This is a genomic window from Streptosporangium sp. NPDC004631, assembly GCF_053601935.1.
On sequence record NZ_JBSGCR010000018.1, the window covers coordinates 17712 to 38003 of the forward strand.

Below are 20292 nucleotides of genomic sequence, written 5' to 3' on the forward strand. Positions count from 1 at the left end.
CACCCCCCCCCGCCGAGACGGGCCGGCCCCCTCCCCGAGCGGAGCCCGGCGGAACCGGTTATCGATCCAAAGGTCCTCGGATCGCCGGCGGAAGTCACCCCCGCCGGCCCGAGGGCGGATGTCGGAGGATGAAATGATCACCATCATCCCTGCCCTGGTCCTGCTACTGGGCCTGTTGTGGCTCGGGACGGGTGTCCGGGTCGTCAAACAGTTCGAGCGGGGCGTCGTGTTCCGGTTCGGGCAGGTCCGCGCCGAGGTCCGCGGTCCCGGGCTGGCCCTGATCGTGCCGGTCGCCGACCGGCTGCAGAAGGTCAGCATGCAGATCATCACCATGCCGGTGCCCGCCCAGGACGGCATCACCCGTGACAACGTGACGGTCCGCGTGGACGCCGTGGTCTACTTCCGGGTCGTCGATCCCGTACGCGTGATCGTCGACGTCCAGGACTACGAATCCGCCATTCGCCAGGTCGCGCTGGCCTCGCTGCGATCGATCATCGGCAAGAGCGAGCTGGACGACCTGCTGTCCAACCGGGAACGACTCAACCAGGGGCTGGAACTGATGATCGACAGCCCGGCCGTGGGCTGGGGTGTGCACATCGACCGCGTCGAGATCAAAGACGTGGCCCTGCCGGAGTCGATGAAGCGATCCATGTCACGGCAGGCCGAAGCGGAACGCGAACGGCGCTCCCGCGTCATCACCGCCGAGGGGGAACTGCAGGCGTCGGAGAAGCTGGCCCAGGCCGCCGAGACGATGACCGGGCACCCCGCCGCGCTGCAGCTGCGCCTGCTCCAAACGGTCGTCGAGGTCGCCGCCGAGAAGAACTCCACCCTCGTGCTGCCCTTCCCCGTCGAACTGCTCCGCTTCCTGGAACGGGCCACGCCCCCCGAGATCGACCGGCCCGCCGACCAGACCCTCCCGCGCTCCGCCCCGGCGCCGTCCATCGGACCGCCGATACCGGCCGGCCGTCCCGTCCCCGATACCGACGTCCTCGACCGGACCATGTCCAACGGCGCCTGAGGGCACCGGCGCCGTCCGGCTCCCGCGCGGGCTCGGCAGGCCGGAGCCCCGCGCTCCGGCCTGACCGCCCGCGAACCGCTCGCACCCGTGGGGGCGGGTGCCGTACCGGGTTCGGGGCTACCGGAGGGGAGCGGCCGCCGGGTGGACGCCTTCCGTCCGGTCACGGGGAGGCGCGCCCCTGTGCGGCGGGGGCGCGGTGACGTCCCGGCGATCCCCCCTGAGCTCGGCGTAGCGCAGCATCACGCCGCGCGCCACGGTGGCCGGGTTGTCCACACCGTAGACCGCGTAGAGCCGGCGCCCCGTCCTCGCCGACACCCGGCCGGTCCACCACCGGTAGACCATCCCGTCCGTCCAGACCACCAGATCCTCCCGTACCGACACCAGCGCCAGACCGTAGCCACCGTGAACGTCACCCTCGACGCCCTGTCGCGCCAGCTCGTCACGGAGCAGACCGGCGGCGTGTACGGCGGGCGTCCCGGCGAGCACACCTCGAACGATCACCACCGTCCACCTCCTCTCGGCATTCCATGGAAACGATCCGTCGTTTCCTCTTCCCAGAGTGAACAGGAGTGATTACTTTCTGTAGATGTTCGACTACGAAGAGGTACATGCACCTCGGTTCGGGTCGGCTGTAGGTCCCGCCCCGAACCGTGTAGGACCCAGAAAAACGGGAGCCCCCATGCCCGCACCGAAAGAGCTGGACCCCAGCACGAGCGTCACCGCCTACTGGGGGTCCGAGTTGCGCAGACTGCGAGAGGCGATGGGCTGGAGCCAGCAGGAGCTGGCGAGGCGCACCTCCTACTCCACCTCACTGGTCGGCCTGATCGAGACCGCCGCCCGCGCCCCGACCAGGAAGTTCGCACAGCGGTGCGACGAGGTGCTGGAGACCGGCGGAACGCTCATCAAGCTCTGGCCGCTGATCGGCAGGGAGTCCTCACCCGCCTGGGTCCGCTCCCTGTTCGAGCTGGAGTGGGAGGCGCGAACGCTGCGTAACTACCAGCTCTCCGTGGTGCCGGGGCTGCTGCAGACCGAGGACTACGCGCGGGCGCTGACCCGGGCGGGACGGCCGTTCGACACCGAGAAGGAGGTTGAGGAGATGGTGACCGTGCGTATGCAGCGGCAGCGGCTGCTCGACCGGCCGGACCCCCCGATCCTCTTCGTCCTGCTGGACGAGGCCGTGCTGACCCGCCCCATCGGTGGTGGCGGTGTCATGCGCGACCAGCTCGAACACCTCCTGAAAGCCACGATGCGACCGAGGGTCACCATCCAGGTGATCCCGTTCGAGGTGGGTGCCTACGCCGGACTGGCCGGGCCCATCCTGGTGCTCTCCTTCAAGGGCGCGCCCGACATCGTGTACATGGAGAACGCGGAATCCGCGCAGCTCATGATCGATCCGGGCCGAGTCGACCCGCTGTCGGCCCAGTTCGACGCGCTGCGCTCCTATGCCCTACCGCAGGCCGCGTCCGCGGCCTTCATCGAGAAAAGGATGAGCACATGGATCTGACCGACGCCCGGTGGCACAAGAGCAGCCGCAGCAACGGCAACGGCGGCGAATGCGTGGAAGTGGCCGTCAACCTCCCCGGCGTCGTCGCGGTACGCGACAGCAAGAACCCCGGGGGCCCCGCCCTGCTGTTCACCCCCCAGGTGTGGGCCGACTTCCTGACCCGGATCAAGACCGGCACGGTCTGAGCCGGACACGGACGACCCCCCGCCACCCCGGTAGGGGGCCGTCACCTCACAGGGGCAGGACACCGCCCGCCTTGATCGCTTTCATCGCGATCTGCGAGGTCAGCTTGTCGAGGCCGGGCAGACGGCCGAGCTTCTCCAGGCAGAGCTGGCTGTAGGACTCCATATCGGGCACCGCGACCCGTAGCACGTAGTCGGGACGGCCGAACATGCGCAGGCACTCGACCACGTCGTCGATCTCCATGACGGCCGCCTCGAAGGCGGTGACGGTCTCGGCGTCCTGTCCCTCCAGCTCGACATAGGCGAGGACCTGGAATCCACGCCCGACGGCTACCGGGTCGATCACGGCCCGGTAGCCACTGATCACCCCCGACTCCTCCAGGTTACGGACCCGGCGCAGGCACGGCGAGGGGGTCAGCCGCACCCGCTCGGCGAGCTCCAGGTTGCTGAGCCGACCCTCCAGCTGCAGAAGGCCGATAATTGCGCGATCGGTGGCATCCATGACAACAGATGCTAGCCATACAGCGAATGTCCGGTGAATGTTGACACCATATTTCGCCTTACCTGAAATAACCTTGCGGCAACCGCAACGGCACCGGGAGACGGGACCAACGATCATGACGATCTCCGCCGAGGCTCGCGGGACGGCTCCCGACGACAGGTACACCCTCGACGAGGGCCAGGTCTTCATGACCGGCACGCAGGCGCTGGTCCGGGTGATCCTCGACCAGATGCGGGCCGACCGCGCCGCCGGTCTCGACACCGGCGCGCTGGTCTCGGGCTACCCCGGCTCCCCACTCGGCGGCTTCGACCTGGAGCTCTCCCGCTCGCGGCGGCACACCGAGCCGCTGGACGTCGTGCACCGGCCGGGTCAGAACGAGGAACTGGGCGCCACCGCGGTCTGGGGCAGCCAGCTCGTGCCCGTGCTCCCCCGGCCGCGCAAGGCGGGCGTCCTGGGCGTCTGGTACGGCAAGGCCCCCGGCGTCGACCGCGCTGCCGACGCGCTCCGGCACGGCAACTTCGTCGGCGCCCACCCGGAGGGCGGCCTGATCGCCCTCTGCGGCGACGACCCGGCCTGCAAGTCCTCCACGCTGCCCTCGGCCACCGAGAGCGCGCTCGCCGCGCTCGGCATGCCGATCGTCCACCCCGGCAGCGTCCAGGAACTGCTCGACCTGGGCCGCCACGCGATCGCGGCCTCCCGGGCCAGCGGTCTGTGGGTGGCGGTGAAGGCGGTCACCAACGTGGTGGACGCGACCGGCACGGTCACCGTCGGCGCCGGACGCGTCGTCCCCGTCATGCCCGTCGTCGAACACGAGGGCAGGCCGTACCGGCATGTGCCCGACGCCACCCTGCTCGCGCCCTGGTCACTGGAGATGGAGCGGACACTCGTCGGGCCGCGCCTGGAGCTGGCCCGCGCCTACGCCCGTGAGAACGGCCTGAACCGGATCACCGCCGATCCCCGCGACGCCCGGCTCGGCATCGTCGCCTCCGGCACCGCCTACCACGACGTACGCGAGGCGTTCCGCAGGCTGGGCGTGGACCCCGCCGGGCTCGGCGTCCGCATCCTCAAGATCGGCATGCTCTGGCCGCTGGAGCCGGAGATCGTCCGGACCTTCGCCGGGGGGCTCGACGAGATCCTCGTCGTGGAGGAGAAGGGCCCGCTGCTGGAGACCCTGGTCAAGGACGTCCTGTACGGCACCGCGAACGCCCCGCGCGTCCTGGGCAAGCTCGATGAGAACGGCGCCCCGCTGATCCCCAGGACCGGGGGCGTCGACGCCGACCTGGCGGCCGGGGTGGTCGCCTTCCGGCTGCGCCGGGCCGGCCTGGACGACGCGGCGGGGGCACGGGTCGCGAAGGGCCTGGCCGTGATCTCCCGCCCTGCGCCGCTAAAACTGCTCGGCCCGCGGCGCACCCCGTTCTTCTGCTCCGGCTGCCCGCACAGCCGCTCCACGGCGGTCCCCGACGGCGCGCCCGTCGGGGCGGGGATCGGATGCCACACGATGGTGGTGCTCAACCGCGAGGGCAAGGGCACGCTGACGGGACTGACCCAGATGGGCGGCGAGGGCGCCCAGTGGATCGGCCAGGCACCGTTCACCGACACCCCGCACATCTTCCAGAACCTCGGCGACGGAACCTTCCACCACTCCGGTTCGCTCGCGGTGCGCGCGGCCGTCGGCGCGGGCGTCGACATCACCTACAAGCTGCTCTACAACAGCGCGGTCGCGATGACCGGGGGACAGGCGATCACCCCGTCCCTGGCGGTGGCCGACCTGACCCGCTGGCTGGAGGTGGAGGGCGTGCGCCGGGTGATCGTCACCACCGACGAGCCGGCACGCTACCGGAGGGTCGCACTCGCCCGGATCGCCGAGGTCCGCGACCGCGCCCACCTGGAGGAGGCCCAGCGTGAGCTGGCCTCGGTCCCCGGCGTGACGGTGCTCATCCACGACCAGGGGTGCGCGGCCGAGAAGCGGCGGCTGCGCAAGAGGGGCGACCTGCCCGACCCGGTCAGGCGAGTGGTGATCAACCAGCGGGTGTGCGAGGGGTGCGGCGACTGCGGGCAGAGGTCCGGGTGCCTGTCGGTGCTGCCGGTGGAGACCGAGTTCGGCCGCAAGACCGAGATCCACCAGTCGTCCTGCAACAAGGACTACTCGTGCGTGGAGGGCGACTGCCCGTCCTTCCTGACCGTCGTGCCCGGCGGGAGAGGCGGCGGGCACGCCGTCGCGTCCGCCCCGCCGGCCCCTCCGCGGAGGATGCCCCCGCCGGCCCCGCGCGGCGGGGAGGCGGCGATCAGGCTGGTCGGCATCGGCGGCACCGGCGTGGTGTCGGTGGCGCAGCTCCTCGGCACCGCGGCGATGCTGGACGGCAGGCGGGCGCGCGGACTCGACCAGACCGGGCTGGCCCAGAAGGGCGGCACGGTCGTCTCCGACATCCTGATCTTCGAGGGCGACGACGACCGGCCGGGACGGGCCGGGACCGGCGGCGTGGACGTCTATCTCGCGCTCGACCTGATCGGCGCCACCGACCCCGGGCATCTGCGCGCCGCGGATCGGGAACGGACCGTCGCGGTGGTCTCCACCAGCGTGGTCCCCACCGGCTCCATGGTCGTCGATCCCACCGCGCACACCACCGATCTCGGCTCGCCGATCGCCTCGCTGGAGTCGCGCACCCGGCGCGAGCTGAACGTCTACCTCGACGCCGAGGGCATGGCCCGGGCGCTGTTCGGCGACCACCTGCAGGCCAACACGATCGTGGTCGGCGCGGCCTGGCAGCGAGGGCTCATCCCGCTCAGCCTGGAGGCGATCGAGCGGGCCGTACGGCGGAGCGGCGGCAAGACCGCCGACCGGACCGTCGCCGCCTTCCACTGGGGCCGGGCGGTCGTCGCCGACCCGGAGGCCGTGGCGCGGGCGACCGCCTCGCCCGTCCCCGCCGAGCCGGCGCCGGACCCCGAGACGATGAGGCTGATCGACTCGGTCGCCGCCCCGGGCACCGAGCTGCACCGGATCCTCACGGTCCGGGTGCCCGACCTGGCCGCCTACCAGAACCGGCGCTACGCCGCCGGTTACGTCGACGCGGTCCGCACGGTCCTGGCCGGGGAGCGGAGGACCTCGGCCGGGTCGTGCCCGATCACCGAGGCCTACGCCCGCCGGCTGCACCGCCTGATGGCCTACAAGGACGAGTACGAGGTGGCCAGGCTCCACCTCGACCCGGCCGAGCGTGCCCGCGTCGCCGCCGAGTTCGGCCCCGGCGCGAAGATCTCCTACAACCTGCATCCGCCCGTGCTGCGCGCCGTGGGCGTGAACCGCAAGATCCGCATCGGCGGCTGGTTCGATCCGGTCTTCCGCCTGCTGTACGGCATGCGCGGGCTGCGCGGGACCCGGCTGGACCCGTTCGGCCTGGCCAGGGTGCGCGGGACCGAGCGCGCCCTCCCGGGCGAGTACACCCGTCACGTGCACCACGCCCTGTCGCACCTGCGCCCCGGCAACCGGGAGCTGGTCCTGGAGCTGGCCGAGCTGCCGGACCTGATCCGCGGCTACGAGGACATCAAGCTGCGCAACGTGGCCGCCTACCGGGAGCGGGTCGCCGCACTGCTGGCCAGGCTCTGACCCGGCACCGGCCGGGCGGTGCCCCACCGTCTCAGACGCCGGCGTCCGCCGGAGGCGTTCGGCCACCCGGCCGTTCCCGATCACGAAGGCATGTCCGGGCCGGGTGCGGGCCGGACGGCCCCTCTCCGCGCGCCATGAAAATCATTGCCGAAATTTCCGTAAACTGTAACATTTTATAGCTACGGGCGCGAGCGATTCTCAAATTGTATGGTCGCACGGCCGTTCCGCTCCCGAATAGCCGGAGAAAGAGTCGATGGATGTGCGGTTTCCACTGACATCTATGGACACACGGGTAAGTGGCGCGATGTACTACCTCATCAATCACATGGCTGGATCCGGATGGCGGACTCTGGGAGGAATGAACGCATGAGTACCGTCGTCCTCGACAACGTGAGCAAGGTCTACCCCGGCGGGCACCTCGCGATCGACCGGATGAGCCTGCGGGCCGACAAGGGGGAGCTCCTCGTCCTGCTCGGGCCCTCCGGGTGCGGCAAGTCCACACTGCTCCGGATGATCGCGGGCCTGGAGGAGATCACCTCCGGGGACCTGTGGCTGGGGGGCGCGCTGGCCAACGACCTCGCGCCACGTGACCGGGACGTCGCCATGGTCTTCCAGAACGGCGCGCTCTACCCGCACCGCACGGTGCGCGGCAACATCTCCTTCCCGCTGGAGGTCGCCAAGATCGCCCCGGAGACGGTGAGGGAGCGGGTGACCCAGCTGTCGAAGGCGCTGCACATCGGCGAGACCCTGGAGCGCCGCCCGGGAACGCTCTCCGGCGGTCAGCGCCAGCGCGTCGCGATGGGCCGCGCGATCGTCCGCCAGCCCTCGCTCTTCCTGATGGACGAGCCGCTCTCCAACCTGGATGCGGGAATGCGCACCGAGTTGCGCATGGAGATCTCCTCGCTGGTCCGCTCCCTCGGCGTCACCACGGTCTACGTCACGCACGACCAGGTGGAGGCCCTGACCCTGGCCGACCGCATCGCCATCATCAACCGCGGTGTGCTCCAGGACGTCGGCACCCCCACCCAGGTCTACAACGACCCGGCCACCGCCTTCACCGCCGCCTTCCTCAGCTCCCAGCAGCTCAACCTGCTGGCGGCCACCGTGCGCGCCCCGCAGAACCGGTTCATCCTGCTGGACTTCGGCCCGCACCAGATCACGATCCCCTGGAGCGACCCCAGGGCCTACGCCATCTCCCAGTACGTCGGGCACCAGATCATCGTCGGCCTGCGCCCGGACTGTCTCGCCCCGGTGCCCGAGACCTTCGACGGCCCCGTCTTCCTCGGCCGCGTCCGCACCCTGGAGTATCACGGCCACGAGTGGCTCGCCCACGTCGAGAGCGGGATCCCCACGGTGACCGTGCCCGAGCCGCCGGACCCCGGCCGGCACGTCGGCGACCCGGCGGCCTCCGCGTCCGGCGGCCGGGTCATGACCGCCCTCCGCCGCCTGTTTCCGGGGGTCGGACCGGCCCCCGGCCCCGAGCCGGAACCCGAACCGGAACAGGCCGGTGGCACCCACCGCAGAGCCGATCTCATCGTCCGGGTCGGCTCGCGGCCCGTCTGGCGCGCCGGCGAGCGCGTCCGCGTGGGGGTCGACGCGGGCCGCCTGATGCTCTTCACCCCGGACGGCTCCCGCATCGATCCCCCGCAGCGCTGACCGGCAGGGGGTTTCAGCGGCCGAGGATGGCCACGATCTCCACGACGCGGATGGCGCGATCCAGCTCCGCGCGGTGAAACGACGGGCCCTCGGTGCGGGCGAGGATCAGGTGGAGGCTCGCGCCGGGAACGGGAAGGCTCATGAACCGGTGACGGCCCGCGCTGAGGGCGCAGGGGCGCAGGGACCTGAGATCCGCCGCCTTGACGCCGGTCAGGCCCCCCGCCTCGTCGAGGGAGTGCGGGGCCTGCCAGCTGCGGTGGACGAGCTCTCCGGTCTCCGACGACACGGCGACCGCCCACTCGGCGCTCACCAGGGCGGGGGCCGCGTCCACGAGGGTGACGAAGGCCCGGCCGGGGTCGGCGGCGACGTGCTTGAGCAGGTCGTAGTCGGGGGCGGCGCCGGGAATCTCCCTGGTGGGCCAGACGGCTTCGACCTGGATGCCGGGAACGGCCGACATCCGGTCCCGGACGCCGTCGGCGTCCGGGGCGCCGGGCCAGGAGACGGTGAAGTCGTCCACGGCCCGGCCGGCCTCGCGCTCCAGGACCGTCACCTGGAGAATGTCCGCGCCCAGCGTGCCGAGCACGCGTGCGACCTGCCCCAGGGCCCCGGGCCGGTCGGGAAAGGACACCCGTAGCCGCAACATCATCGTCGATCACCTCTCTCCGGACACAGGGTGTCCCAGACAGGTTTCGCGAAGGTTCCGGGGAGATGTCCAGGATAAGACCTTAAGTCCGGAAATATTAGTGTTGGTAGGCGCCCGCATCGGAAGGCCCGGACATTGGGGAGCCCGACACGTCACGGGCCGGCGGAGTGCCGCCGTACCAGTCGGGGCCGAGCTTGAGACCCCGGCCGAGTGCCGGAGAACCGGGCCGCAGCCGGAGGTCGTCGCGACCGCGGAAGCGGGGATCGGCCACCACGGACCTGGGGCCGAGCCTGAACCTGCGGGATTCGCCCTGGTAGACGCTGCCGCCCTCGTCGGCGCCCTTGCCGTCCTCGAACCCCATCTGGCCGCCGACCACCACGACGTTGTTGCGCAACCTGAGGATGCCGGGCGAACAGCCGTCGTGACAGGACCAGCCGATGGTGTCGCGGGCGGGCAGGTAGACCGAGTTGTGCACGGCGACGGTGCCGAGCACCGGGCCGACGACATGACCGGGACCACGGGTGATCAGGAAGGAGCCGCGCCTCTGCGAGGAGGTCACCACGTTGCCGGCGAACAGGTTACCGGTGGCGGTCTTGCCCTTCTCCGCGCCCAGCTCGACGAAGGTCTCGTTGTCCCTGGCGATGTTCTGGACGACCCGGTTACGGTCGCCGTTGAACACCTCCACCGCGGCGCCGTCGGTGCCGTAGTCGTGGCTCGCCGCGTAACTGCCGGTGATCACGTTACGGGCGACGAGGTTGTCGTCCCCGTTGAGCAGCACGCCGAAGGCCCCGGAGTCGTTGTCCCCGCCGCTGTCGTTGACGCTCATGCGGTTGTTGCGGGTCAGGACGCTGTTCCTGATGACGTTGTGGGACCCGATGACGTGGACACCGGCGACGTTACGGTCGGCGAGGACCCCGTTCAGCTCGTTGCGGGAGCCGCCCAGCTCGAAGCCCGACCAGCGGCAGTTGCTCGCGCGCACCCCGGCCACCAGCAGGTGGGAGCCGCTGAGCACCACGCAGTCGTCATCGGTGCCGCTGATCCTGGGAGCGGGGCCCTTGCCGTACGGCTCGACGGAGATGGGCCTGGCCGCGGTGCCCCTGGCACCGAGCCTCAGGGGGCCCTTCCAGCTGCCCCCGCGCCTGAGCAGCACGACGTCACCGGGGCGCAGCTCGGTGGCGTTGACGCTGTCCAGTGAGCGCCACGCCTTCGCGGGCGAGGTGCCGGGAGCCGAGTCGTCACCTCTGCGGGAGTCCACGTAGTAGACGTTGCGCGCCTTGGCTCCGGCGGGCGGCGTGACCACGACGAGCAGCCCGCCGGCCGTCAACGTCGCCAGCGCGGCCGTGGTCCATCGCGGCCTGGTGGACTTCATGCGGGCACGCTCCATTGCTGTCACAATCAGCCGGTCAGCGAAGATCTTGGCACACCGGCCGTCCACTGAGCCGTCGAGGTGACGGGTCACACAGCGAACCGTTACCACTCTTTCACCAGGACTCACCGCGGTGTCCCCCCTCCCCCGCGGATCCGGGGGCCGGGGAGGGATCTCCGGCTCGGAGCCCGGCGGGCTCCGAGCCGGCCGCCGTCACACGCCTTCGCACTCCCACCAGACGGCCGAGTCCGGGGCGAGCCGTGCCACGCCGCCCTCGACGGCCGGCGCCGCGCTGGCCAGCAGGACCCGCCCCCGGGCGGGCAGCTCGACCGGCTCGGCGGTCAGGTTGAGCGTGCAGGCGAAGCCGTCACCCCGGGTGAAGGCCAGCGTGCCCTCGGGGGAGTCCAGCCAGCGCAGCGGGGCGTCGTCGAAGGACCGCCGCTCCCGCCTGGTCCGGAGCGCCTCCCGGTACAGGCGGAGTGTGGAGCGCGGGTCCCGCAACTGGGCCTGGACGCTGAGCGGCCCCCAGGAGGCGGGCATGGGCAGCCAGGTCTCCCTCACCTCCGGCAGGCCGAAGCCGAAGTGCGGCCCGGCGTCGGTCCACGGGATGGGCACCCGGCAGCCGTCCCGGCCGTCGTCGGGGTTGCGCAGCCGCTGCGGGTCGCGCAGGAACTCCTCCGGCAGGTCGAGAACCTCCGGCAGGCCCAGCTCCTCCCCCTGGTAGAGGTAGGTCGAGCCGGGCAGCGAGAGCATCAGCAGCGCCGCCGCGCGAGACCTGCGGAGGCCGAGTTCGCCGCCGCCGTACCGGGTGACGTGCCGTTTGACATCGTGGTTGGACAGCACCCACGTGCTGGGCGCGCCGACCAGCCCCGCGGTGTCCAGCGACTCCTGGATCACGGCGCGGAACCGGGCGGCGTCCCACGGGGTGGTGAGGAAGTGGAAGTTGAACGCCTGGTGCATCTCGTCCGGGCGGACGTAGTTGGCCAGCCTCTCCGGGGACGGCGCCCACGCCTCGGCGACACCGATCCGCTCACCCGGGTAGGAGTCGAGCAGCCTGCGCCAGGCCCGGTGGATCTCGTGCACTCCGTCCTGGTCGAAGAACGGCACCACGGCGGTGCCGATCATCCGTATCTGGTCGGCGTGACCGACGTCGGGCAGGCCGTCGGCCTTGACCATGCCGTGGGCCACGTCGATGCGGAAACCGTCCACGCCCAGGTCGAGCCAGAACCGCAGGACCGCCTCGAACTCCGCGTGGACCTCGGGGTTGTCCCAGTTCAGGTCGGGTTGTTCGGGGGCGAACAGGTGGAGGTACCACTCGCCGTCGGGCAGCCGGGTCCAGGCGGAACCACCGAAGACCGACTCCCAGTCGTTCGGCGGCAGCCGGCCGTCCCTCCCCCTGCCGTGGCGGAAGACGTAGCGCTCCCGCTCGGGGGCGCCGGGACCGGCCTCCACCGCCCGCCGGAACCACACGTGCCGGTCGGAGGTGTGGTTGGGCACCACGTCGACGATCACCCGCAGGCCGTGCCGGTGCGCGTCCTCGATGAGGGCCTCGGCGTCGGCCAGCGACCCGAAGATCGGGTCCACGGCCCGGTAGTCCGCCACGTCGTAGCCGAAGTCGGCCATCGGCGAGGTGTAGAACGGGGTCAGCCAGACCGCGTCCACCCCCAGGTCCGCCAGATACCGCAGCCGGTCCCGCGCCCCCGGCAGATCCCCGATCCCGTCGCCGTTGCCGTCGGCGAAGCTGCGCACGTAGACCTGGTAGATCACCGCGTCACGCCACCACCGGGCGGTGGTGGCTCCGGCGTGGTCCATCCGGATGAGTTCGGTCATGTTGGTCCCCCGATCAAATGACGTATCAGGACGTGATGACACCGGCGACGAGGCCGGTGCCGGGTGACGCTGGACGAGATGGACATGGCGAAACCGGCCCACGCGGCGGAAGCCGCCGGGCCGGTTGGAGTACGCCGGACGTTACGCGGACGCGGACGGCACGGGAAGAAGTCTCTACAAGAGTCTGCAAACTCGTTACATGGTTGCGTAAAGACACCGGCCACGCGTGCTCCGCGGCGGAGGCGCCGTCCCGGGAATCCGCGGGCAGGGGGCGCTTCGCCGCCTTATCCGGGGTTTCGGGGGGCGCGCACCTCCCCGATTCACCGCCGACCGGCGGGGAACGACGAAGCCGGGGACCGCACCCGCGGGATGACGTGACCGCTCCCGTGGGCGGGCCACCGGGCTCCGGCCCGGCCGGCCGGGGGGCCGGAGCCCGTCGCGTCCCCCTGACCGAGGGGAACGGGAACGTGAGTCAGATCATCCGCGCACGTGACGGGGGCGAGCGGGACCTGCCGGAGGACAGGACGCCGGTCCCGGCCACCGGGGACTCCGAGGTCTCCGAGATCGGGGAGGCCGGAAGGGTCGAGGGGTGCGAGGGGTGCCGTCGCGCGCTGCCGAGGCCGCCGGGCCGCGTGCTCGACGCCGACCTGAGCAGGTCCTCGGCGCACTGGATCGACCGGAACACCGTCGTCTGGCGGGTCGAGCCGTCTCCCTCGCTCCGGTACTCCCTGGTCTTCTCCCCCGAAGGCGACATCGCCTGCGCGGAGGGAGACCTGACCGGCGGCTTCCGGGCCATCCGGCTGACCCTCGGCGCGCTCACCGAGGCGCAGCGGGCCGTCTGGCCACACCTGGCGGAGCACACCGCCCTCACCGTGGATCCCCGCGACGTCGCCCTCGCCGGACGGGCGCTGCGCGGCCAGGTGGTGGCCGTGGCGCGGGACGCCTCCGGCATGCCGCTGACCGCCACCGGCGTGCAGATCCCCGGTGTGCTCGACGACCTCTACGCCGCGGCGACCGGCGCCGAGCTCGGCCCGTCATGGGACGGGGCGCCCAGCCTGTCGGTCTGGGCGCCGACCGCGCGCACGGTCGGGCTGGCGCTGTACCGCGAGCCCAGGGGCGGCGTCCGCGGCGTCCGCCGGATGCGCAGGGACGACGCGACCGGCGTCTGGTCGGTGCGCGGCCTGCCCTCGTGGAAGGGCCGCTACTACACCTTCCTGGTCACGGTCTACTCCGCCGCCGCCGGCGGGATCGTCACCAACGAGGTAACCGACCCCTACAGCCTGTCGCTGGCCGCCGACTCCGTCCGCAGCCAGCTGGTGGATCTCTCCGACCCCCGCCTGCTGCCCGACGGCTGGTCCTCGCAGGTCAAGCCGCCGGCCGTACCCCAGCACCGGGCGTCGATCCACGAGCTGCACGTGCGTGACTTCTCCGCCTCGGACGTCTCCGTGCCCGCCGGCCTGCGCGGCACCTACGCCGCGTTCGCCGCCGACTCCGCGGGGATGCGGGAGCTGCGCGGGCTCGCCGACGACGGCCTGACCCACGTGCACCTGCTGCCGGTCTTCGATTTCGCCACCGTGCCGGACAGGAGGGCGGACCGGACCGAGCCGGAGGGCGACCTGGCCGCGATGCCGGCCGACTCCGAGCGGCAGCAGGACCGCGTCGCGGAGACCGCCGCCGGGGACTCCTTCAACTGGGGTTACGACCCGCTGCACCACAGCGCGCCCGAGGGCTCCTACGCCTCCGATCCCGACGGGCCCGCGCGGATCAGGGAGTTCCGGGAGATGGTGGCCGGGCTGAACAGGGCTGGGCTGCGGGTGGTGATGGACGTGGTCTACAACCACACCCACGCCGCGGGCCAGGCCCCCACCTCGGTGCTCGACCGCATCGTGCCCGGTTACTACCACCGGCTGCTCGACGACGGAGCGGTGGCCGCCTCCACCTGCTGCGCCAACACCGCGCCCGAGCACGCGATGATGGGCAGGCTCGTCGTCGACTCCGTCCTCACCTGGGCCCGCGAGTACCGGGTGGACGGCTTCCGCTTCGACCTGATGGGACACCACCCCAAGGCGAACATGCTGGCGGTCCGCGAGGCCCTGGACGGGCTCACCCTCGCGCAGGACGGCGTGGACGGCGCGTCGGTCATCCTGTACGGCGAGGGCTGGAACTTCGGCGAGGTCGCCGGTGACGCCCGCTTCGAGCAGGCCACCCAGCTCAACCTGGCGGGCACCGGGATCGGCACCTTCAACGACCGGCTGCGCGACGCGGTGCGCGGCGGCGGCCCCTTCGACGCCGACCCCCGGGTGCAGGGCTTCGGCTCCGGCCTGGCCGGGGCGCCCAACGGGGCCGAGGCCAACGGCACGGCCGAGCAGCAGCGGGCCCGTCTCCTGGGGTACCAGGACCTGATCAAGGTGGGGCTCACCGGCAACCTGCGCGACTACGTCCTCACCGCCTCCGACGGCAGGCGGGTCAGGGGTTCGGAGGTGGACTACCACGGCTCCCCCGCCGGATACGCCGCCTCACCCGCCGAGACCATCACCTATGTGGACGCCCACGACAACGAGACGCTGTTCGACGCGCTGGCCTACAAGCTGCCACAGGCGACGACGATGGCCGACCGGGTGCGGATGCAGGTGCTGTCGCTGGCCACGGCGGTGCTGGGGCAGGGCGTCTCGTTCGTGCACGCGGGCAGCGAACGGCTCCGCTCGAAGTCGCTCGATCGCAACTCCTTCGACTCCGGCGACTGGTTCAACCGGCTGCTCTGGGACTGCTCGCGGGGCAACGGCTTCGGCGCCGGGCTGCCTCCCAGGGCGGGCAACGAGGACAGGTGGCCTTACGCGCGGGCGCTCCTCGCCGACCCGGCGCTCCGGCCCGGCCGCGCGGCGATCGGCGCGACGCGGGCCCGGTACGGCGAGCTGCTCCGGATCCGCTCCTCCTCCCCCGCCTTCGCCCTCGGCTCCCTGGCCGAGGTGCGGCGGCGGCTGACCTTCCCCACCGCCGGCGCCTCGGAGATCCCCGGAGTGGTGACCATGCACCTGGACGCGGCGGGCCTCGACCCGCGCTGGAGGTCGATCACCGTCGTCTTCAACGCCACCCCCGAGACACAGTCGCAGACCGTGGCCGCGCTGCGGAACGCCCCGGTGACGCTCCACCCCGTCCAGGCGGCCGGCGACGACGCGGTGGTAAGACGGTCGGCCTTCGATCCCGCCACCGGCACGCTGAACGTCCCGGCCCGCACCGTGGCGGTCTTCGTCCAGCCCTGACGGGCCCGCCGCCACGGAGCCGCCGCCACGCGGGCTCCGGCGCTTCCCGTGACCGCCGGGAGCCGTCAGGATTGGCCGTGTGAACCGCACAGCCGTACGCCTCGGAGTGTTTCTACTGGCCGGAGCAGCGGTGGTGGCCGTGCTCCTGGCCCTGCTGATGCCCCTCTCCTCCGGAGACTCTCCGCACGACAACCGGCAGGACGTCCAGGTCGACCGCCTGGGCGAGCGCGACCACGTGCTCACCATCGCCTCCCCCTCGCTGGGCCGCGAGGGCACGGCCCGGGTGCTGCTGCCCGAGGGCTGGCGGCCGGGCTCAGGGCCGTGGCCGGTGCTGTACCTGCTCAACGGGTGCTGCCACACCGACTACGACACCTGGGCCACCGAGGGGGACGCGGCCGAGCTCGCCTCGCGTTACCCGGTGATCGTGGTCATGCCGGAGGGCGGCGAGGTCGGCTTCTACTCCGACTGGCGGGACGGGCCCGACTGGGAGACCTTCCATCTCACCGAGGTCCGCCGGATCCTGGAGCGCGACTACGGCGCCGGGGACCGGCGGGCGGTGGCCGGGCTGTCCATGGGCGGGTTCGGCGCGATGTCCTACGCGGCCCGCCACCCGGGCCTGTTCCAGGCCGCGGCCTCCTTCTCCGGCGTGCTGCACACCCGTGACGGCTACGACGGCGTCCAGCGGCTGCTCGGCCGCTACGGCGAGGACTCCGCCGATCTCTGGGGCGACCCGCGGGATCCCGAATGGGCCGCGCACAACCCGGCGGACCTCACCGCGAGGCTGCGTGGCACGCGGCTCTTCGTCTCCTGCGGGGACGGCTCCCCCGGCCCGCTCGACCCCGCGGGAACCGCGGTGGACCGGGGTGAGACGGCCCTGCTCCGGCAGGCGCAGACCTTCGTCGAGCGGGCCAGGGCCGACGGCGACAGCATCACCGTCGACTTCTACGGCCCCGGCACGCACAGCTGGCCGTACTGGCGGCGCGGCCTGGAGCGCGCGCTCCCCATGCTCATGGGGTCCATCGGCGCCGGGGTCTGACGCCGGGTAAGGCCGGACGTCAACGGCCGGGTAAACCGCGGGTCAGCGAAAAGATTTACCTTTGGCGCCCGGGAGGGTGGCGGCGTGACCGTCCCGTGACCACCCCCTCTCCGGCTTCGCACACGGGAGCGCCTCTCCCGCAGGGGTTCCCGGCCCGTGGCCGAAGATCGACACGGACCGGAGAGCCTCGGAGCGCGGCCGGCCCGCCCTCTCGATCCAGGCGTATTCCCAAGCCATAGCAATGTGTCGGACTTGTAATCGTCTGTCCGGTTCGCATAGCTTCTACGAATTCATGGCGAACGCCTGGACCTGCGAAGGTCCGCGCATTGCCACCACATTGCCCGACCACGCTTCACCAGGCGGATTCCTCCACCAGGTGAGCGTGGCCGCTGAATCCGCGAACCTCGCGGAACCGGGGAACCACGTTTTTGGGGTGAATCGGCGCGTACATGCGCTGTAGGGCACTTCCCAGCCCGAACCCGTCAGCTAACCCGGTAAGCGGTATGGAAGCGAAGCAAGGAGTCAAAACCCCTCATGGCCAAGCACCTCCTCACCCCCGGGAAGCACCACCTGGCCCGCGTCATCCTCGGAACATCCATCGCCCTCACCGGCGGCGTCCTCGCGGGACCCGCCGCCCTGGCGGACACTCCCGGACACACCCCGTTCGGCCCTTCCCGCACCGAGACCTCCAGGGTCGCCATGACCCCGCTCCAGCTTGAGGCCGAGCGGCTGCCGAAGGTCAGCGCCCAGCAGGTCCTGGACATCGCCGCCCAGCAGATCGGCGTCAGCGAGAACTCCCGGGGCGGCGGGACCAAGTTCCAGTCCTGGTACATGTCGTCGCCCCGCGCCCAGGAGACGGTCGCCCGCGACGGCGGCGCCCTCCAGGCGTACGCCAACGCCCCCTGGTGCGCGATGTTCGTCTCCTGGGTCGGCGAGAAGGCCGGCATCCGGCCCACCATGGGCTGGGACGCCTACACCGTCACCCACGCCAAGTGGTTCAAGACCAACAACCACTGGGGCACCACTCCCAAGCCCGGCGCGGTCGTCTACTTCGACTGGGCCGGCGGCAAGAACATCAGCGGGATCGACCACGTCGGTTTCGTGAAGAAGGACAACGGCAACGGCACGATCACCACGATCGAGGGCAACACCGGCAACGGCCGGGTCGAGGAGCGGATCCGGCCGATCTCCCAGGTCGTCGGCTACGGCTACCCGGTCTACAGCGACTGACCGGCTCGCATCGGAAAGGGGCGCGGCCGCCGGGCCGCGCCCCTTCGGCCGTTCATTTGACGAACGGCGGCCGCCGCCCGACCCTTGAGTCGGTCGCGGGTCCGGCCGGTCTCGGCCGCCGCATCCGCCCCACGGCCTCCTCCGGCGAAAGGACCACCGTGTCCAGGCAGTTCACCCTCCGCGGCGGCGATATGCACGCCGAGATCAGCGAGCGGGCCGCGGCCCTGCGCGTGCTCCGGCACGGCGGGCGCGACCTGGTGACCGGCTGGCCGGCGGACGGGCCGATCCCGCACTACAGCGGCACGCTGCTCGCCCCCTGGCCCAACCGGGCGGGCGGCGCCCGCTACACCTTCGGCGGCCGGACGCACCGGCTGCCGGTGAACGAGGAGAGCCTGGGTCACGCCCTGCACGGACTGGTCGCCGAGGTCGACTGGCGGGCGGTGGAGTGGCTGTCCGTGGAGGACGAGCACGGTTTCGTACGGCTGGCCCACACGATCACCCCGTCCCCCGGCTATCCGTTCACCGTCGCCCTGCGGGTGCTCTACTCGCTGACCTCCGACGGGCTGACCACCACGCTGACCGCGGAGAACGTCGGCGACGAGGCCGCCCCCTACGGTTGCGGGGCGCACCCGTGGCTGCTGGCGGGCGACAGCGTCGAGGAGTACGAGCTGCGGGTGCCCGCGCGGCGGGTGCTGCTGACGGACGATCTGCTGCTGCCACGCTCCCTGGAGGACGTCTCCGGCACGCCGTACGACTTCAGGACCCCGCGGTCGGTCGGCGGCACGGTCGTGGACCACGCCTTCACCGGGCTCGTCGCGGACGCCGACGGACTGGTCAGGGTGCGGGTGAGCGGTCCGGACGGCGGGGTCGAGCTCCGCTGGGACGCCGCCGCGCTGCCCTGGGCGCAGGTGTGCACCGGCACCGGGCTGGGTCACCGAGGGCTGGCCGTCGAGCCGATGACCTGTCCTCCCGACGCCTTCAACTCCGGCACCGGCCTGATCGTGCTCCAGCCGGGCGACAAGGTGGAGACCTCCTGGACGATCGCCCCCTGCTGAGGGGCGCCCAGCAGGGGGCCGGCGGGCCCGGCGGGGTTCCGGGAGGCGGCCGGTCCGCCTCACCGGCGTATTCGGCACCGGGTAACGAATGGATCGCCGGGAGGACTGTTCTCCCGGCGGGTTTCCTGTGCCAGAATTTCAATGGGTGATGAATTATGACGCGGAACACATGCGTGATCGCCGGGGGCGGCCCGGCGGGGGCCGTGCTCGCGCTGCTGCTGGCCAGGTCCGGTGTCGAGGTGACGCTGCTGGAGAAACACGCCGACTTTCTCCGTGACTTCAGGGGCGACACCATCCACCCCTCCACCCTGGAGGTGCTCGACGAGATCGGGCTGGCCGAGGAGTTCCACCGGATCCCGCACCACAAGGCGTACGCCATGGCGATGGAGACCGACGAGGGCTCGATACGGATCGCCGACCTGTCCAATCTCACCGGCAAGTACCGCTACATCGCGTTCGTCCCGCAGTGGGACTTCCTCAACCTGGTGACGACCGCCGCCGCGCGGTACCCCGGCTTCCGCCTCGTCATGAACGCCGAGGTGCACGACGTGATCCGCGAGGGCGACGCGGTGCGCGGGGTCCGTTACCGGGATCCGGACGGTGAACACGAGCTCCGGGCGACGCTCACCGTGGCCGCCGACGGCCGCCACTCCGACGTGCGCGGGGCCGCCGGGCTCGTCCCGGTGGAGCACGAAGCGCCGATGGACGTGGTCTGGTTCCGGCTGCCGCGTGAGGCCGCCGACCCCGAGAAGACCTTCCTGAGGCTCTCCGCCGGCCACATGATGGTGGTGATCAACCGGGAGACCTACTGGCAGCTCGCCTACCTGATCCCCAAGGGCGGCTTCGACGCCCTGCGGTCCCGGGGCATCGAGGCACTCCGCGAGCCGGTGGCCACGCTCCTGCCCTTCCTCGGGGAACGCGTGGGCCTGCTGCCGGACTTCGACCACGTGAGCGTGCTGTCGGTCGCGCTCAACCGGCTGCGCCGCTGGCACCGGCCGGGCCTGCTGGTCATCGGTGACGCCGCGCACGCCATGTCACCGGTCTTCGGCGTCGGCATCAACCTGGCCGTGCAGGACGCGGTGGCCGCGGCCAACCTGCTGGCCGGGCCGCTGGCGGACGGAGCCGAGATCCCCGAGTCGCTGCTCGCCGCGGTCCAGCGCCGCCGTACCCCGCCCACCGTGGTGACCCAGTTCGCCCAGCGCGTGGTGCAGACCATGCTGATCCGCCCGGCCCTGGCCGGGGGCGACAGGCCGGTACGGCTGCCGCGCGACCTCTCCCGCCTCCCGGTGATCGGCGCCCTGACCCGCCGGTTCATCGGTTTCGGCGTCCTGCCCGAGCACGTCAGGACGCCGGTTCGATCTCACCGGGTATAAAGACGTTCTCAATCCGTGGACATTCGGGTTAGTTCG

At 71.6% G+C, this 20292-nt stretch carries 15 protein-coding genes and 1 riboswitch; of the genes, 10 read left to right on the plus strand and 5 right to left on the minus strand.

Annotated elements, in window-relative coordinates; genetic code table 11:
• The first annotated feature begins 133 nt into the window (after positions 1–133).
• On the plus strand, positions 134–1018 hold the full coding sequence (locus ACWEF2_RS19185; RefSeq protein ID WP_453816899.1) for a slipin family protein: 885 nt from the start codon (positions 134–136) through the stop codon (positions 1016–1018).
• A gap of 117 nt (positions 1019–1135) precedes the next feature.
• Here ACWEF2_RS19185 and ACWEF2_RS19190 read toward each other — a convergent pair whose 3' ends face one another.
• Positions 1136–1522 carry a hypothetical protein gene (locus ACWEF2_RS19190; protein WP_453816901.1) on the minus strand — a complete coding sequence of 129 codons (387 nt, stop codon included), beginning with the start codon at positions 1520–1522 and terminating at the stop codon, positions 1136–1138.
• A gap of 175 nt (positions 1523–1697) precedes the next feature.
• Here ACWEF2_RS19190 and ACWEF2_RS19195 point away from each other — a divergent pair, with 175 nt between their 5' ends.
• On the plus strand, positions 1698–2522 hold the full coding sequence (locus ACWEF2_RS19195; protein WP_355598685.1) for a helix-turn-helix domain-containing protein: 825 nt from the start codon (positions 1698–1700) through the stop codon (positions 2520–2522).
• Positions 2513–2707, plus strand: coding sequence for a DUF397 domain-containing protein (locus ACWEF2_RS19200; RefSeq protein ID WP_355598684.1), 195 nt, complete (start codon positions 2513–2515; stop codon positions 2705–2707). The genes ACWEF2_RS19195 and ACWEF2_RS19200 overlap by 10 nt, the downstream gene beginning before the upstream one ends.
• 46 nt (positions 2708–2753) lie before the next feature.
• Here the strand turns inward: ACWEF2_RS19200 and ACWEF2_RS19205 are convergent, their stop codons facing one another.
• Positions 2754–3206, minus strand: coding sequence for an Lrp/AsnC family transcriptional regulator (locus tag ACWEF2_RS19205; RefSeq protein WP_355598683.1), 453 nt, complete (start codon positions 3204–3206; stop codon positions 2754–2756).
• A 115-nt stretch (positions 3207–3321) separates the two neighbouring features.
• Between ACWEF2_RS19205 and ACWEF2_RS19210 the strand changes: the two genes are divergently transcribed.
• Together ACWEF2_RS19210 and ACWEF2_RS19215 are read left to right on the plus strand one after the other, a co-directional pair.
• Positions 3322–6807, plus strand: a complete 3486-nt coding sequence (locus ACWEF2_RS19210; RefSeq protein WP_453816904.1) for an indolepyruvate ferredoxin oxidoreductase family protein — start codon at positions 3322–3324, stop codon at positions 6805–6807.
• A gap of 366 nt (positions 6808–7173) precedes the next feature.
• Positions 7174–8463 carry an ABC transporter ATP-binding protein gene (locus tag ACWEF2_RS19215; RefSeq protein WP_453816906.1) on the plus strand — a complete coding sequence of 430 codons (1290 nt, stop codon included), beginning with the start codon at positions 7174–7176 and terminating at the stop codon, positions 8461–8463.
• 13 nt (positions 8464–8476) lie between these two features.
• Here the strand turns inward: ACWEF2_RS19215 and ACWEF2_RS19220 are convergent, their stop codons facing one another.
• The 3 genes from ACWEF2_RS19220 to ACWEF2_RS19230 form a co-directional block, all read right to left on the minus strand.
• Positions 8477–9109: an amino acid-binding protein gene (locus tag ACWEF2_RS19220; RefSeq protein ID WP_453816907.1), complete on the minus strand. Its 633-nt coding sequence runs from the start codon at positions 9107–9109 to the stop codon at positions 8477–8479.
• Positions 9110–9203: 94 nt separating this feature from the next.
• Positions 9204–10475 carry a NosD domain-containing protein gene (locus ACWEF2_RS19225; RefSeq protein ID WP_453816908.1) on the minus strand — a complete coding sequence of 424 codons (1272 nt, stop codon included), beginning with the start codon at positions 10473–10475 and terminating at the stop codon, positions 9204–9206.
• 210 nt (positions 10476–10685) lie between these two features.
• Positions 10686–12302, minus strand: coding sequence for a glycoside hydrolase family 13 protein (locus ACWEF2_RS19230; protein WP_453816910.1), 1617 nt, complete (start codon positions 12300–12302; stop codon positions 10686–10688).
• Positions 12303–12769: 467 nt separating this feature from the next.
• Between ACWEF2_RS19230 and pulA the strand changes: the two genes are divergently transcribed.
• The 5 genes from pulA (at position 12770) to ACWEF2_RS19255 (ending at position 20256) form a co-directional block, all read left to right on the plus strand.
• The gene (pulA, locus tag ACWEF2_RS19235; RefSeq protein ID WP_453816912.1) at positions 12770–15562 is read left to right on the plus strand and encodes a pullulanase-type alpha-1,6-glucosidase; all 2793 of its coding nucleotides are present in this window, start codon (positions 12770–12772) and stop codon (positions 15560–15562) included.
• 79 nt (positions 15563–15641) lie between these two features.
• The gene (locus ACWEF2_RS19240; RefSeq protein WP_453816914.1) at positions 15642–16598 is read left to right on the plus strand and encodes an alpha/beta hydrolase; all 957 of its coding nucleotides are present in this window, start codon (positions 15642–15644) and stop codon (positions 16596–16598) included.
• 377 nt (positions 16599–16975) lie between these two features.
• Positions 16976–17114: riboswitch (cyclic di-AMP (ydaO/yuaA leader) on the plus strand.
• 18 nt (positions 17115–17132) lie between these two features.
• Entirely contained in the window at positions 17133–17828 is a 696-nt protein-coding gene (locus tag ACWEF2_RS19245; RefSeq protein ID WP_453816916.1) for a CHAP domain-containing protein, read from the plus strand.
• Positions 17829–17986: 158 nt separating this feature from the next.
• On the plus strand, positions 17987–18883 hold the full coding sequence (locus ACWEF2_RS19250) for an aldose 1-epimerase family protein (RefSeq protein ID WP_453816918.1): 897 nt from the start codon (positions 17987–17989) through the stop codon (positions 18881–18883).
• 155 nt (positions 18884–19038) lie between these two features.
• Complete coding sequence (locus ACWEF2_RS19255) at positions 19039–20256, plus strand: FAD-dependent oxidoreductase (RefSeq protein WP_453816920.1); 1218 nt, start codon at positions 19039–19041, stop codon at positions 20254–20256.
• Positions 20257–20292: the final 36 nt, after the last annotated feature.

Bases quoted from the DNA above. Each gene is read 5' to 3' on its own strand.
- ACWEF2_RS19185 (WP_453816899.1), top strand. From the start codon at position 134: ATGATCACCATCATCCCTGCCCTGGTCCTGCTACTGGGCCTGTTGTGG.
- ACWEF2_RS19195 (WP_355598685.1), top strand. From the start codon at position 1,698: ATGCCCGCACCGAAAGAGCTGGACCCCAGCACGAGCGTCACCGCCTAC.
- ACWEF2_RS19200 (WP_355598684.1), top strand. From the start codon at position 2,513: ATGGATCTGACCGACGCCCGGTGGCACAAGAGCAGCCGCAGCAACGGC.
- ACWEF2_RS19205 (WP_355598683.1), bottom strand. From the start codon at position 3,206: ATGGATGCCACCGATCGCGCAATTATCGGCCTTCTGCAGCTGGAGGGT.
- ACWEF2_RS19210 (WP_453816904.1), top strand. From the start codon at position 3,322: ATGACGATCTCCGCCGAGGCTCGCGGGACGGCTCCCGACGACAGGTAC.
- ACWEF2_RS19215 (WP_453816906.1), top strand. From the start codon at position 7,174: ATGAGTACCGTCGTCCTCGACAACGTGAGCAAGGTCTACCCCGGCGGG.
- ACWEF2_RS19220 (WP_453816907.1), bottom strand. From the start codon at position 9,109: ATGATGTTGCGGCTACGGGTGTCCTTTCCCGACCGGCCCGGGGCCCTG.
- ACWEF2_RS19225 (WP_453816908.1), bottom strand. From the start codon at position 10,475: ATGAAGTCCACCAGGCCGCGATGGACCACGGCCGCGCTGGCGACGTTG.
- ACWEF2_RS19230 (WP_453816910.1), bottom strand. From the start codon at position 12,302: ATGACCGAACTCATCCGGATGGACCACGCCGGAGCCACCACCGCCCGG.
- ACWEF2_RS19245 (WP_453816916.1), top strand. From the start codon at position 17,133: ATGGCCAAGCACCTCCTCACCCCCGGGAAGCACCACCTGGCCCGCGTC.
- ACWEF2_RS19255 (WP_453816920.1), top strand. From the start codon at position 19,039: ATGACGCGGAACACATGCGTGATCGCCGGGGGCGGCCCGGCGGGGGCC.